The organism is Nitrosopumilus sp. K4 (assembly GCF_018128925.1).
GTDB lineage: Archaea > Thermoproteota > Nitrososphaeria > Nitrososphaerales > Nitrosopumilaceae > HKST03.
Genome location: NZ_CP067007.1, coordinates 925,253 through 939,128 on the forward strand (window position 1 = coordinate 925,253; position 13,876 = coordinate 939,128).

A 13,876-nucleotide genomic window follows, 5' to 3' on the forward strand; every position below is an offset into this window, starting at 1 on the left:
GTGATTTAAAATGAATGTGTTAAGATTATTTTCAAAAAATTAAGAATTTAACAATCTAGTTAAGCTTATACTTGATCTAAATTGTGAGAGGATGTGGCAATAGAAGACATTCCAGAATTCATCAGCGAGTTAGAAAAAAACGGGGAGCTCAAAAGAGTAAAGACAGAAGTTGATTCAGATTTAGAGATTGCCGAGATTTTGAGACGGTCAATGTATTCAAATGGTCCTGCAATTCTTTTTGAAAATGTAAAAAATTATGACATGCCAGTTTTAGGAAATGCATTTGGATCAATGAAGAGATTAGAAATAGGATTACAAATGACAGACTTTACCGAAATTGGTCAGAGAATTGTAGATATGACAAAGATGGACATACCATCAGGTTTTCTAAACAAAATAAAGAAACTACCAGAATTATCAAAGATGACAGAGTCTTTTCCAAAACCAGAAAATAACGGGCCGGTTACTGAGATTACATCAAACAATGCATCATTTGATGACCTGCCAATCTTAAAATCATGGCCAAACGATGCTGGAAAGTTCATCACACTTGGACTTGTCGCAACTAAACATCCTGAAACAGGTGTTAGAAATCTCGGTGTTTTTAGAATGCAGGTTTTAGATAGCACGCATGCATTAATGCATTGGCAAAAACACAAGAGAGGTGCACATCATAGTGAAATTTCAAAAGACAAAGGAGAAAAAATCCCAACTGCCATAATTATTGGAGGAGAGCCTGCAACAGTGTTTTCGTCAATTGCACCTGTTCCAGAAGGTCTAGACAAGTATCTATTTGCAGGAATTACAAGAAAGAAAGGAATCAAAACCGTAAAATGCAAAACAATTGATTTAGACGTTCCAGCAAATGCAGAGATTGTTTTAGAAGGGTATGTAGATCCAAACGACATAAGAGAAGAAGGTCCATTTGGTGATCACACGGGGTATTACACACCTGTTGAACCATATCCAACATTTACATTGACAGGAATTATGAGAAGAAAAAATCCAACATATGTTACGACCGTAGTAGGAAAACCCATTCTAGAAGATGCATACATTGGAAAGGTGATTGAACAGTCATTTTTGCCATTGATCAGAATGTTTCATCCAGAGGTGGTAGACTTTAGCATGCCTGCAGCAGGCTGGTTCCAAGGGTTTGCAATAATTTCAATAAAGAAAAGATATCCAGGACAGGCAAAAAAGGTCATGATGGGACTTTGGGGAATGGGACAGCTTGCATTAACTAAGATGTTTGTCGTAGTAGATGATGACATCAATGTTCATGACATCAATGATGTAATTTGGGCAATCACTACAAGAGCAGATGCTGCAAGAGATACCACAATCATAAACAACACACCAACAGATACTTTAGATCCAGCATCACCACTTGTTAATCTAGGTTCTAAGATGGGAATAGATGCAACACAAAAAACTAAAGAAGAGGGATATCAAAGAGAAATTCAACAGCAAGTAAAGGTTGACGAAAAGACAAAAGACCTTGTAGATGCAAAGTGGAAAGACTACGGTTTAGATTAGTTTGATAGGATTATAGAAATTATCTCTTTCTTCGGCCTTATAGCCAATCTGATGAATTGCATCAACAATGATTTTGTCTGTCAATTCAGTAGAGCGTGCACCAGTACAAGATACCACTTCTTCTCCAATCAAAGTACCGCCAAAGTCATCTGCGCCATACTGCAAAGCAAGTTGTGCCATACCAATACCGTTTGTTAGCCAAGAAGACTGGATATGAGGGATAAGACCATCAAAAACCAGTCTAGAGATTGCAATCATTTTGAGTAGCTGAACACCTCCAGTTCCATATGTAACTAGATCTTCTTCTTGCATCAAAGTGTTGTTGGGTTCAAAATTCCACGGAATAAACGCCATAAAGCCTTTGGTTTTTTCTTGGAGTTTTACAATTTTGAAAAAGTGTTCTACAATATCATTATTGTTTTCAACATGTCCATACATCATCGTAGCTGATGCAGGCAATCCAACACTGTGAGCTTCTTCCATAATTCGCAACCAATCAGCACTTGAGATTTTCTTTGGACTGATTACGTCTTTAACAGAATCAACAAGTATTTCAGCTCCAGCTCCTGGGATAGATTGAAGTCCAGCTTCTTTTAGTCTAGAAAGCACTTCTTTGGTGGATGTCTTTTCAACTCTAGCAATCATATCGACTTCAGATGTAGATAATCCATGAACACCAATGTCAGGGAATTTTTCACGAATCAGTTTGAATGCATCTTCATAATATTCAATTTTCAGATTAGGATTATGACCGCCTTGAATCAACACTTGTCTAATCTTAAACATATCCCATGCAGTTTTCACCCTAGATTCAATTTGATCTAAAGTCAGCGTATATGCCTCATCAGAGCCAGGCGAACGATAAAACGCACAGAACTTACAGTCTGTAATACACACATTAGTATAATTCAAAATAATGTTATTTACAAAAGAGGCTTTCTTCCCAAATTGTTTTCTTGTAAGATGACCAGATGCCAGCCCCATCAAATGGACATCATCTGATCTTAACAATCGAAGACAATCATCAGGGCTTGGTCGTTGTCCATTTAGAGAATTTTCAAGAATATCTCCAATATCGCTTTTGTGAAGTTGTTTAGTGGTTTGACTCAATTAACTTGTCATCATTCCTCTTTGAATTGTATTTAATCCTTGGTAGAAAAAGTTAGAAAATAATTTCAAACTAAAGGAGTGATTCGTGCTCAAAAGATGATATTTTCAAGCAACATCATTCACGTTATTTTTAAGTAGGGCACCAAAAGGAGATTGTCTCATGGTATCTGGGTTACAAATTAGATTAAACAGAATTCTCAGAAAAGGAAAGATGCTTTGCATTCCAATGGATCACGGAATTTCAAATGGACCTATTGAAGGCCTTGAAGATCCTGCATCTATAATTTACAAATGTGAAGGACACGGCCTAACAAGCGTCATAATTAACAAAGGAATCATCAAATCACTTCCAAAACCAACAAACGTTGGAATCTTAGTTCATTTTTCAAGCAGCACATCATTATCATTATCACCAAATCGTAAAATGCTTACAGGTACTGTTAAAGAGGCAGTAGCACTTGGGGCAGACGGAGTTTCTTTGCACATTAACATTGGTGGAAAAGAAGAACCAGAAATGCTAGAGCAATTAGGATTGACTGCAGATCAATGCCACAGATGGAACATGCCACTTCTTGCAATGATGTATCCAAGAGGAGAGAACATCAAGAACCCACACGATCCAGAAATTGTAGGTCATGTTGCAAGAATCGGTGCAGAATGTGGGGCAGATATTGTAAAAACAATGTACACAGGAGATGTAGATTCATTTGCTAAAATTGTAAAAAGCACACCAGTTCCAATTGTCGTTGCAGGAGGGCCAAAAGCTAAAACAGATTTGGATATTTTACAAATGACTGAAGACATAATGGCTGCAGGGGCAAAAGGCGTCACATATGGCAGGAATATCTTTGCACATAAATCGCCAGAAAAGATGACAGAAGCTCTAGCAGCAATTATTTTCAGAAAGGAATCTGCAAAGGAAGCAATGAAAAGAATTGAGTAAAAACAGAGAGTTAATCGTTTCACCAAAGGTGTCATCAGCACAATTAGCCAAGTTCATCCCACAATTAGAATCAGAAGGAGTCAAAATGGTGTATCTAGACCCAAAAAAACTTGGAAAGAAAAAAACAAAACTTGACATTGTTTATCCATCAACATCTGCAAAATATGTGGTTCTTGAAAAAGAAGGACCAAAACCCAAAGGAAAGAAAGTAGGAAGAAAATTCCAAGTATTATCAAATAATGATATTGAAAATATTCTAACTATTGCAAAAAAAGGACTTGATTTCGTAATAGTAGAGGTCAAAGACTGGAAAATTATTCCATTGGAGAACATCATTGCAAAACTGCACAAAATCCATACCAAAATTTTTGCAATAGCAAGAACGCCTGAGGAAGTAAGAAAAATGTTCTCAATTCTCGAAGTAGGAGTTGATGGGGTTATCTTTAGCACATCATCAATAAACGAAGTAAGAGAAGCAATGGTCTATTTGGGTACCAGAAGTTTTGACTTGAAGCCAGCAAAAATCACAGAGATTAAAGAAGTCGGAGATGGAGAACGTGTATGTGTAGATACAGCTTCGATGCTACACAAAGGAGAGGGGATGTTGATTGGCAGCAGATCAAACTTTTTGTTTCTAGTTCATAATGAATCAGTAGGGTCTTCATTTACATCGCCAAGACCATTTAGAGTGAATGCAGGGGCAGTTCACTGCTACACATTATCACCAGATGGTACAACAAATTATCTTTCAGAAGTAGAAACAGGATCTGAAGTGTTAATCCTAAATTCAAAAGGAAAGGCAAGAAGGGCAACGGTTGGAAGATCAAAAATCGAAAGACGCCCAATGTTAATGATTAAAGCAAAAGTAGGAGACGAGGTAGGAGGCATTATTGCACAAGACGCAGAAACAATTAGATTCGTAAAACCAAATGGCCAATTAGTTTCAGTTACACATCTAAAGAAAGGAGACACAGTAATGGTTCATGCAAAAGCTGCTACAGGAAGACATTTTGGAATGGAAGTGTCTGATGAATATATTTTAGAAAAATAAAATGAAACACAAAACATGTGTATCAATTGCTGAAAACACACCCACAAAATTAAAAAAAACTCTCAAAATAGCTTTAAAGAAATCAGATTATGCAGAAATAAGATTTGATTTTCTCAAAGCAGAACAGATTCCAAAAGCATTGAACATGGTCAAAGCAGAACTTACAAGAGCAGTATGCACACTACGACCAAAAACAGAAGGGGGCGCATTTGAAGGAAGCGAAAAAGAAAGAATCTCAATTTTAAAATTAATTTCAGAATACAATCCATTTTTACTTGATGTAGAGTACAACACTATCAAAAAACACAAAGACTTAGAAAAATATCTTAGATCATCAAAAACAAAATTATTAGTTTCTTGGCACGATTTTAAAAAGACTCCAAATTCTGCAAATTTAAAAAACCAATTGAAAAAAATGTCAAGGCATTCATCAATTGTAAAAATAGTAACAACTGCAAAAACAGTAGATGATTCTACTAGAGTTCTGGAACTATACAACAAGAAAGGAAAAACAACACTCATTGCATTTTCCATGGGGGATGCAGGAAGAATTTCAAGAATTTTGTGCCTGTATTTAGGCAGCCCATACACATATGTCTCTCTTGGAAAGCCTGTGGCTCCAGGTCAATTCAGTTTAGACGAAGTTAAAAAAATAACAAATCTCAAAAAATAAGAGGAAAGTTCCTAGCACACAAGATTTGACTTGGATGTGCAGAACAATAGTTGAGAGTTTAAATCAATCAATGATTGAGAAAAACCACATGGCAACATATGCAGTGATTGGAGATCCAATTGATCATTCATTGTCTCCAAATATACACAGTGCAGCGTTTAGGGAATTAAATTTGGAGCATTCATACATTGCATATAGAATTCCCAAAGGAGAGTTAGAAGAAGGAATCGAGGCACTCAAGAAAATAAAGATAGCAGGATTCAATGTAACAATACCACACAAAGTCGAAATGATGAAATTTTTAGACAAAACAGATGAATCGTGCAGTATTATCGGTGCCGTCAACACAGTTACAAATGACAACGGAACTCTCAAGGGATACAATACAGACATGGATGGATTTTTAGATCCCATAAAGAAAAAAGAAATTCAGATCAAAGGTCGTAAAATTTTATTGCTTGGTGCTGGGGGAGCAGCAAGAGCAATTGTTGCAGGGTTTGCAAAAGAACATGCAGCATCAATCACAATAGCAAACAGAACCCTTGAAAATGCAAAGAAACTAGCAATGTTTTCTGAGCAGGTAGGATTAAAATCAAAATATGTCAAAATAGACGAGGTAGGAGGCACTGCCAAAGATTACGACATCATAGTAAATGCAACATCTGTAGGATTAAAAAACGAACCAAGCCCAATTTCACTTGAAGGCATCAGCAGCAACACCATAGTCTACGATATCATATACATGCCAATGAATACAGATTTCTTAAAAAAAGCAAAAGAAAAAGGAGCCAAGATAATTTTTGGTTATGAGATGCTATTAGGTCAAGCAGTAAGAGCATTTGAGATATGGCACGGAATGGAAGCACCTTATAATGCCATGAAACGAGCATTGTTAGGAGGGGTATAACATGGCCAAGGCAGTAGCAGTAGTTCACGGGGCAATTTCAGTCGTAAATGCAATAGCAAATCAAAAAGGAGCTACGCTAGGAATCGAGTTACAAGTAGAAGCAATTGTAGAAACAAAGACAGGAAAAGGAATAAGCATTCAATCAAAAAACAAGAGTCTCAGTTCACGACTAGTCAATAAAACGGTAGAAAAAATTGTTCCAAAAAAAGATTTAGAAAAAAACAATATTGCCATTACTCTTAATTCAGAAATCCCATTAGGATATGGATTGAAAAGTTCCAGTGCAATTTCATCAGCAGTTGCATTAGCATGTGCAAAAATTTTCAAACCAAAAGCATCTGATCAGCAGATACTACTAGCAGGAGTAGACGCATCAATCGAGACCAAAGTAAGCATGACAGGAGCATATGATGATGCATGTTCATGTTATTTTGGAGGATTCAATGTAACAAACAATGAAAAGAAACAAAGAACACATTATGAAAAAATACCACCAAATCTAAGTGCAGTGATATTTCTTCCAAAAAGTAGAAAGCGCGGTAATTTGAAAAATTTGAAAGTATTGTCTTCAGTATTTGACAACGCGTGGGAACTTGCACGGAAATCAAAGTACTGGGATGCTATGACAATTAACGGATTGGCAACATCAGTTTTATTAAATTCAGATCCAACAATAATTACAAACCTAATAGAAAAAGGAGCGCTTGCAGCTTCAGTATCTGGAAATGGTCCATCAATTGCTGCAATAACAAAGAAAGAAGATGAAGCTAATGTAAAAAAAGTATTTTCAGGATTAGAAGGAACAACAATTGTTTCCAAAGTAAACAACAAAAAGGCAGAAGTTCATGAAGTGTAAAATAGAAAAATCAAACGTATCAGGACAAATCACATGTCCACCAAACAAGAGTTATACACATAGAGCAATATTTCTAGCATCACTTGCTGGAGGAAACAGCAAAGTAAACAACGTGTTATTTTCTGAAGACACAAAGGCAACCATTGAAGCATGTAAGAAATTTGGTGCAGAAATAGAGCAAGAAAATACATCAATCAATGTCAAAAATCCCATCAAAACAGACACAGACGTGCCTGAAATAAATGCTGAAAACTCTGGAACAACAATAAGAATTGCATCAGGAATTGCAAGTCTATTTTCAAAAGAAATCACACTCACAGGAGACGAGAGTCTACAAAAAAGACCAATGCAACCATTACTAGATGCACTTGAAAGTATTGGTGCAAAATGTATCTCAACAGATGGAAAACCCCCAATCAAAATTACTGGAAAAGTATCAGGAGGAGACGTTACAATTCCAGGAAGTTTTTCTAGTCAATTCATATCAGCTTTGTTAATTTGTGCTCCACTAACTGAAAAAGGAATTAACTTGGCAATTGAAGGAAATCTTGTTTCAAAACCATATCTTGATGCAACAATTGCAACAATGAGAAAATTTGGTGTCTCAGTTCAAACATTAATTCCATACAAAAGATACAACGTATCACCACAAGTGTACAATCCATCATCATTTGATGTTCCAATAGATTTTTCAAGCCTTGCGATATTGCTTTCTGCAGCAGTTCTAAACGGAAATGATTTTTCAATTAAAGGAAACATAGGGAATCTACCACAAGGAGATGAAGTATTCATAGATATTTTAGAACAATTAGGAGTGAATGTAATAATTAATGAAAAGGAAATCAAAATTAAAGCTCCAGAAAAACTAAACGGAGGTAGGTTTGATTTGAGCAACTCCCCAGATCTTCTTCCACCACTTGCAATCTTAGCATTAAAAACAGAAAAGCCAATAGAAGTTGTCAATGTAAAACATGCCAGGTTAAAAGAGACAGATAGAATTGCAATTCTTTCCCGAGAACTTGTTAAGATAGGAATCAAAGTTCAAGAAAATGAAGATGGGTTGATTTTAGAATCATCAAATAATTTACAACCTGCAGAATTAGATTCAGAAAATGACCACAGATTGTTTATGGTGTTTTGCATAGCAGGAATGTATGTAGGAGATTGCACGGTAACAGATCCAGAATCAGTATCAGTATCATATCCAAATTTTATCGAAGAGATGAACAACTGTGGCGCAAAGATTCAAAGATTATAAAATTTAAAAAAAATCAACTAAAGAGGCAAGAGGCGCGACCCTGTATAGAGTGAAAAGCATTCTCTTCACCCGCAGCGCGTTAGCGCAGATAACATGTCTTTTTCGCAGGGCCGCGCAAATTATGCAGTATAATTTACACGTTTTTGCATATATCATATACGTTATTGTGATATTTAAGATTTATTTGAAATAATTACATAATATATCAAGAAATCATACATATATTTAGTATATCTACTCATTGATCTGAAAAAGTCCCAAAACAAATAGAAATTTTTTCCAAAGACAGGATGAGGAATTATAAGCATCGTTTTGTACTCATTATATGTTGCCGGGAAGTTCTATTGGTCAGCGACTTGTTTTAACTAGTTTTGGTGAAAGTCATGGAAGATCAATAGGCGCAGTTCTAGAAGGTTGTCCTGCAGGATTAGAATTAGACGAGAAAGACATTCAAAAAATGTTAGACCAAAGAAGACCAGGTCAATCACTAATTACAACTCAAAGAAAAGAAGGCGATAAGGTTGAAATTATTTCAGGAGTGTTTAGAGGGCATACAACAGGTGCACCAATTACAATGGTCATTTGGAATAGTGATCAAAAATCAAAAGACTATGAGAACTTGAAAACAAAATTACGTCCAGGGCATTCAGACTATCCTGCAATGATAAAGTACAATCACTTTAATGATTACAGAGGAGGAGGAAGATTTTCTGGAAGATTAACAGCTACTCATGTAATGGGAGGGGCAATAGCTAGAAAATTATTAAAAACAACATTAGGAATTGAAACAAACTCATACACATCACAAATTGGTAAAATAAAGATGGAAAGAGAATTTGATGAAAAAATGGTGAAATACATTTACAAAAATGATGTCAGATGTCCAGAAGAAAAGACTGCAAAGAAAATGAAAGAATCCATAATGAATGCAAAAAGAAAAGGAGATTCACTTGGAGGAATTATCGAATCAGTGACAACGAACGTTCCAGTGGGATTAGGAGAACCGATTTTTAATTCACTTGAATCAGATTTAAGCAGAGCAATGTTTTCTATTCCATCTGTAAAAGGAGTAGAATTTGGTTCAGGTTTTGAAGGTTCAAAATTATTTGGTTCTGAAAATAATGATCTTTACACAATAAAAAAAGGCAAGATAGTTACTAGAACAAATAATTCAGGAGGGATATTAGGAGGAATTTCAAATGGCATGCCAATTACGATGAGGGTTGCATTCAAGCCAGCATCATCAATTGCTCAAAAACAAGATACAGTAGACATCAAAACCAAAAAACCTGCAGTACTCCAAGTGAAAGGAAGACACGATCCATGTGTGGTTCCAAGAGCACCTCCAGTGGTGGATTCACTAGTTTCATTAATTATTGCAGATCATGCCTTAATTTCAGGCACAATAAAGCCGGTTTTATAGAGACATGTCAGATATCAACGAACTTCGTAACAGAATGGATGAAATTACAATCGAAATGATCAAACTACTAAAAACCAGAACGGACATTGCAAAAGAGATTGGAGAAGTCAAAAAGAACATTGGGAAAGGAGTCACAGATGAAACAAGAGAAGACAATCTTCGCTCTAAGGTTTTAGAATTATGCAGTAATCTAAATTTTGATGAATCAATTGCCACGAAATTTCTGAATTTTTTACTTAATGAATCAGTAAAGGTTCAATCAACAAACAAACAAACACATCTTTCGATATTTCTCAAAGCAAAATCACTTGAACAAGAGGGAAAGAAAATAATACACATGGAGGTGGGAGAACCAGATTTTCTACCGCCCGAAGTTGTAAAAAAAGCACTAGAGGAAGTGTTTGACAAAGGATTTTTGAAATACGGTCAAGCGAAAGGAATGCCTACATTTAGAGAAGCGTTAGGAAAATATGTCTCAAAGAAATTTTCATCAAACATCACACATGAAAATATCATTGTTAGTCCGGGTGCAAGGTTTTCAATTTTTACTGCAATTACAACACTTTTGAATCCAGGGGATGAAATGATAGTAATAGAGCCTGCATGGCCAGCATACAAAGATTGTGCATTAAATGCAGGAATCAAAGTAAGGACAGTCAGTACAACTTTGGAAAACAATTGGGAACCATCAATTGAACAAATTGAACAAATGATTAACCCCAATACAAAAATGATTGTATTAAACTATCCAAACAACCCAACTGGAAAAATCCTTCCTGAAAAACTGCAAGACGAAATAATTGAAATTGCTAAAAACAATGATCTGTATGTTCTAAGTGACGAAATTTATTCAGAATATGCATTCAAAGATTGGAAAAGTGTTCTTGCATACAATTATGAAAAAAGTATAATCACACAGTCATTCTCAAAATCACATGCCATGACAGGATTCAGAATAGGATACGCAGTATCAAGTCCCAAAATAGTTGAAAAAATGGCAAAACTTGAGGCATTGTGTTTGACTAATGTGTCCGAACCAATTCAATACATAGCAATGAAAGCACTAGAAGCAGACACTTCAAACAATACCAATACAGTTAGAAAGAGACTTGATTCATTGATTCAAGATACAAAAGAGATGAACTTGGATTTTGTAATTCCGGATGGTGCAATGTACCTATTTGCCAGAGTCAATCACGAGGGGTTTGATGGAGTAAAATTTGCAAACTCTCTTCTTGAGAAAGGACTTGCAGTAGCTCCAGGTCAAGGATTTGGCGACTACAAGAACTTTATCAGGATTTCAGCTTGTCAGGACGAAAAGACACTAAAAGAAGGTATGAATATACTTAACAGTACAATAAGAGGAATACAATGAAAAAGAAAGTTACAATTATCGGTGCAGGTGGCCAAATGGGTCAATGGTTTGCAAAGTTTTTTGCAAGTAATGATTACGAGGTAACCGGATACGATTCAGAAAACAAGATTTCAGGAAAAAACATCACAAAAGCAGAATCTCTAGTAGGCGCCATTCTTAAAGCAGATTACGTGGTGTTGTGCACACCTACAAGAAGAACACCAGAGATTATCAGACTTATTGCAAAAGAGATGAAAAGGGGAACATACCTGATTGAAATTTCTTCAGAAAAGTCCAAAGTGGTTTCGTCTTTATCAAAAATGCCTGCTAAAATCAACCCAATTTGCATCCACCCAATGTTTGGTCCAGGTACAAAATCAATAAAAGGCCAGAACATAATTTCAGTCCCAATAAAAGATGCCAAAAAAGAACTTACTGTTGCAAAATCAATTTTTGCAGGAGCTAATTTTGTCACCATAGATGCAATTGAACATGACAAAAAGATTGCAGTGATTTTAGGATTAACACATTTGATGAATCTAGTGTTTGCAAACATCATTTCAAAAGATGACAAGATGTCACTAACAGAAAAAATGTCAGGAACCACATTTAGGGTTCAAAAGACATTGGCAGAAAGCATCATGACTGAATCACCAGAGTTAATTGAAACAATCATTGCAAATCCGGAAATAAGAAGAGTGGCAGAAGAGTTATGGAAAGACATAGGCAGATTGCTTACAGCAGTCCAGGAATCAAAGACTGAAGAAGTAATCAACTACATCAAGTCATGCCAAGAAAGACTATCTGAGAATACAAACTTGGAAGACTCGTACAAGAAATTAACAAAAATGGTTAATGCTGTTGAAAAGTAGCAAGAATGCGCTCAACTAAGATTGTAACTTCATTTATCAAAGACAAAGACAGACTTCTTCTCTTAAAGAGGAGTGAAAAGGTAAAAACCATGAAAGGGTTATGGGCAGGAGTCAGTGGAATTATTGAAAAAAACGAAGAGCCATTATCAAGAGCAAAAATAGAGATTTTTGAAGAGTTGGGAATTTCTGAAGACAAAATAAAACTGATCAAAGCAGCACAAGAAATGCGAGTAGTGTCACCACAATACGAAAATCATGAATGGGAAATTTTTCCGTTTTTGTTTGAAGTAAAAAAAGATCCCGAAATCAAACTAAATTGGGAAAATTCCGAGTATGCTTGGATTAGCAAAGACGAGATATCAAGCTACAAGACAGTTCCTAGTCTTGAAAAAGTATTATTCAATTTGTTGTAGATTTTCGTTTTCTTTTACGTATGTTTTTTGTTGGGGCAACATCATATAGACACAAGCACCACCACACATTGTACAAGGTACGTTGTTTCCAGGATGTTGACCAGTCCTACTATGAATCCTAGCTGCTTCTTCAGGATCGATTGATAGTGCAAGTTGTTTTTCCCAATCAAGCGTTCTTCGAGCTTCAGACATTTCAAGATCCCATTTGATTGCCTTGTCACGAATTTTTACAAGATCAGCAGCATGTGCTGCAATTCTATAAGCTATCAGTCCTTGTTTTACTTCATCAGGGTTAGGCAGTGCCAAATGTTCGGAGGGGGTCAGATAACACAAAAGATCAACTCCTTCTGCTGCAGAAACTGCTGCACCTATTGCACTTGCAATATGATCATGTCCTGAAGCAACATCAGTCACTAACGGGCCTAAAACATAGTAAGGCACATCACCTATGAGAGATTTTGCCAATCGGACATTTGCTGCAACTTCATTTAGTGGAACATGTCCAGGCCCTTCAACCATTACTTGAACATCTTGCTCATGAGCACGTTTTGTTAGCCTAGCAACATTGATCATTTCTTGTACTTGTAATTCATCATGAGAGTCTAAAATAGAGCCTGGTCTAAGTGCATCACCTAAACTAAACGTAACATCATATTTTTTGGCAAGTTCAACCAGATAATCATAGTGAGTAAGATAGGGATTTTCTTTATCATGTTTTAACATCCATGCTGCAGTAATTGTTCCACCCTTACTTACAACTCCACCATATCTTTGAACTTTCAAAATTCTTTTAGCAATATCTTTTGTTATACCACAATGAATAGTAGTGTAATCAACACCATCCTTGGCATTATTTTCAAATGCTTTGATGTAATCATCTTCAGTGAGGTTTAATGGATTCTTGTGAACTTCAACACCGTAATTATATGCCTCATAGATTGGAACAGTTCCAAAAGTTATAGGGGCAACCTCTAAAAGGGTCTGACGGATTTTTTTAACATCTCCACCATCACTTAAATCCATCATAGTGTCAGCATGATATTTGACTGCAACCTTTGCTTTCTCAATTTCTTCTTCGAGATTAACATTTAATGTAGAAGTTCCAATGTTCACATTAACTTTGGTTTTGAGGCCCTTTCCAATCCCAACGTTATGAATTTTTTGTGGTCTTACATTGTTACTTGGAATGATTATAGACCCTTTTGCAATTTTTGGAATTAGCCAATCTAGTGTCACATCCTCGTCTTTGGCAACTTGTTTCATTTCATCAGTTGCAACACCGCGACGTGCTGCACTCATTTGAGTACCCATTAAGTAAACTACGTCCTTGCCTGATTTAAACAATCGTCAAACTTAAAGAAATCATGAAGATGAAAATCATAATAGCACATTAAAAAAATAGATCTGTTTTATAAACAAGAATACCTAATACGATCACATGAGAACTGCAAGAGAGTGGATTCATTGTGGAAGAGAA

The 13,876-nt window shown here is 35.9% G+C and carries 13 protein-coding genes; 11 read left to right on the plus strand and 2 right to left on the minus strand.

Translation table 11 applies throughout. The features are described from left to right. Window positions 1-93 precede the first annotated feature (93 nt). Window positions 94-1,539 (plus strand): menaquinone biosynthesis decarboxylase, encoded by a 1,446-nt coding sequence (locus NsoK4_RS05575; protein ID WP_211685971.1) that lies wholly within the window; start codon window positions 94-96, stop codon window positions 1,537-1,539. Here NsoK4_RS05575 and mqnC read toward each other — a convergent pair. After that, window positions 1,531-2,649 carry a cyclic dehypoxanthinyl futalosine synthase gene (mqnC, locus tag NsoK4_RS05580; RefSeq protein ID WP_211685973.1) on the minus strand — a complete coding sequence of 373 codons (1,119 nt, stop codon included), beginning with the start codon at window positions 2,647-2,649 and terminating at the stop codon, window positions 1,531-1,533. The genes NsoK4_RS05575 and mqnC overlap by 9 nt on opposite strands. Window positions 2,650-2,809: 160 nt before the next feature. On the opposite strand from mqnC, the gene NsoK4_RS05585 reads away from it, so the two are divergent. From NsoK4_RS05585 to NsoK4_RS05630, 10 genes are all read left to right on the plus strand, one after another. Further along, complete coding sequence (locus NsoK4_RS05585; RefSeq protein ID WP_211685976.1) at window positions 2,810-3,592, plus strand: 2-amino-3,7-dideoxy-D-threo-hept-6-ulosonate synthase; 783 nt, start codon at window positions 2,810-2,812, stop codon at window positions 3,590-3,592. Beyond that, a complete protein-coding gene (locus NsoK4_RS05590) occupies window positions 3,585-4,643 on the plus strand; it encodes a 3-dehydroquinate synthase II (RefSeq protein ID WP_211685978.1) in 1,059 nt (352 codons plus the stop codon). Before NsoK4_RS05585 ends, NsoK4_RS05590 begins: the two co-directional genes overlap by 8 nt. 1 nt (window position 4,644) lies before the next feature. Continuing rightward, on the plus strand, window positions 4,645-5,316 hold the full coding sequence (gene aroD / locus NsoK4_RS05595; protein ID WP_211685981.1) for a type I 3-dehydroquinate dehydratase: 672 nt from the start codon (window positions 4,645-4,647) through the stop codon (window positions 5,314-5,316). A gap of 70 nt (window positions 5,317-5,386) precedes the next feature. Then, the gene (aroE, locus tag NsoK4_RS05600) at window positions 5,387-6,223 is read left to right on the plus strand and encodes a shikimate dehydrogenase (RefSeq protein WP_249110997.1); all 837 of its coding nucleotides are present in this window, start codon (window positions 5,387-5,389) and stop codon (window positions 6,221-6,223) included. 1 nt (window position 6,224) lies between these two features. Beyond that, window positions 6,225-7,079: a shikimate kinase gene (locus tag NsoK4_RS05605; protein ID WP_211685983.1), complete on the plus strand. Its 855-nt coding sequence runs from the start codon at window positions 6,225-6,227 to the stop codon at window positions 7,077-7,079. Then, window positions 7,069-8,337: a 3-phosphoshikimate 1-carboxyvinyltransferase gene (gene aroA, locus NsoK4_RS05610; protein WP_211685985.1), complete on the plus strand. Its 1,269-nt coding sequence runs from the start codon at window positions 7,069-7,071 to the stop codon at window positions 8,335-8,337. Before NsoK4_RS05605 ends, aroA begins: the two co-directional genes overlap by 11 nt. Before the next feature lie 325 nt (window positions 8,338-8,662). Continuing rightward, complete coding sequence (aroC, locus tag NsoK4_RS05615; protein ID WP_211685987.1) at window positions 8,663-9,760, plus strand: chorismate synthase; 1,098 nt, start codon at window positions 8,663-8,665, stop codon at window positions 9,758-9,760. 4 nt (window positions 9,761-9,764) lie between these two features. Beyond that, a complete protein-coding gene (locus NsoK4_RS05620; RefSeq protein ID WP_211685989.1) occupies window positions 9,765-11,135 on the plus strand; it encodes an aminotransferase class I/II-fold pyridoxal phosphate-dependent enzyme in 1,371 nt (456 codons plus the stop codon). Further along, window positions 11,132-11,986: a prephenate dehydrogenase/arogenate dehydrogenase family protein gene (locus tag NsoK4_RS05625; protein WP_211685991.1), complete on the plus strand. Its 855-nt coding sequence runs from the start codon at window positions 11,132-11,134 to the stop codon at window positions 11,984-11,986. Before NsoK4_RS05620 ends, NsoK4_RS05625 begins: the two co-directional genes overlap by 4 nt. A gap of 5 nt (window positions 11,987-11,991) precedes the next feature. Continuing rightward, window positions 11,992-12,399: an NUDIX domain-containing protein gene (locus NsoK4_RS05630; RefSeq protein WP_211685994.1), complete on the plus strand. Its 408-nt coding sequence runs from the start codon at window positions 11,992-11,994 to the stop codon at window positions 12,397-12,399. Here NsoK4_RS05630 and thiC read toward each other — a convergent pair. Further along, window positions 12,382-13,710: a phosphomethylpyrimidine synthase ThiC gene (gene thiC / locus NsoK4_RS05635; RefSeq protein WP_211685996.1), complete on the minus strand. Its 1,329-nt coding sequence runs from the start codon at window positions 13,708-13,710 to the stop codon at window positions 12,382-12,384. The two genes, NsoK4_RS05630 and thiC, sit on opposite strands and share 18 nt — an antisense overlap. Window positions 13,711-13,876: the final 166 nt, after the last annotated feature.

What these genes read in the sequence shown, in the direction of transcription:
- NsoK4_RS05585 (WP_211685976.1), top strand. Translation starts at nt 2,810, where the DNA reads ATGGTATCTGGGTTACAAATTAGATTAAACAGAATTCTCAGAAAAGGA.
- NsoK4_RS05620 (WP_211685989.1), top strand. Translation starts at nt 9,765, where the DNA reads ATGTCAGATATCAACGAACTTCGTAACAGAATGGATGAAATTACAATC.
- aroC (WP_211685987.1), top strand. Translation starts at nt 8,663, where the DNA reads ATGTTGCCGGGAAGTTCTATTGGTCAGCGACTTGTTTTAACTAGTTTT.
- aroD (WP_211685981.1), top strand. Translation starts at nt 4,645, where the DNA reads ATGAAACACAAAACATGTGTATCAATTGCTGAAAACACACCCACAAAA.
- NsoK4_RS05630 (WP_211685994.1), top strand. Translation starts at nt 11,992, where the DNA reads ATGCGCTCAACTAAGATTGTAACTTCATTTATCAAAGACAAAGACAGA.
- aroE (WP_249110997.1), top strand. Translation starts at nt 5,387, where the DNA reads ATGATTGAGAAAAACCACATGGCAACATATGCAGTGATTGGAGATCCA.
- aroA (WP_211685985.1), top strand. Translation starts at nt 7,069, where the DNA reads ATGAAGTGTAAAATAGAAAAATCAAACGTATCAGGACAAATCACATGT.
- NsoK4_RS05625 (WP_211685991.1), top strand. Translation starts at nt 11,132, where the DNA reads ATGAAAAAGAAAGTTACAATTATCGGTGCAGGTGGCCAAATGGGTCAA.
- NsoK4_RS05605 (WP_211685983.1), top strand. Translation starts at nt 6,225, where the DNA reads ATGGCCAAGGCAGTAGCAGTAGTTCACGGGGCAATTTCAGTCGTAAAT.
- thiC (WP_211685996.1), bottom strand. Translation starts at nt 13,710, where the DNA reads ATGGGTACTCAAATGAGTGCAGCACGTCGCGGTGTTGCAACTGATGAA.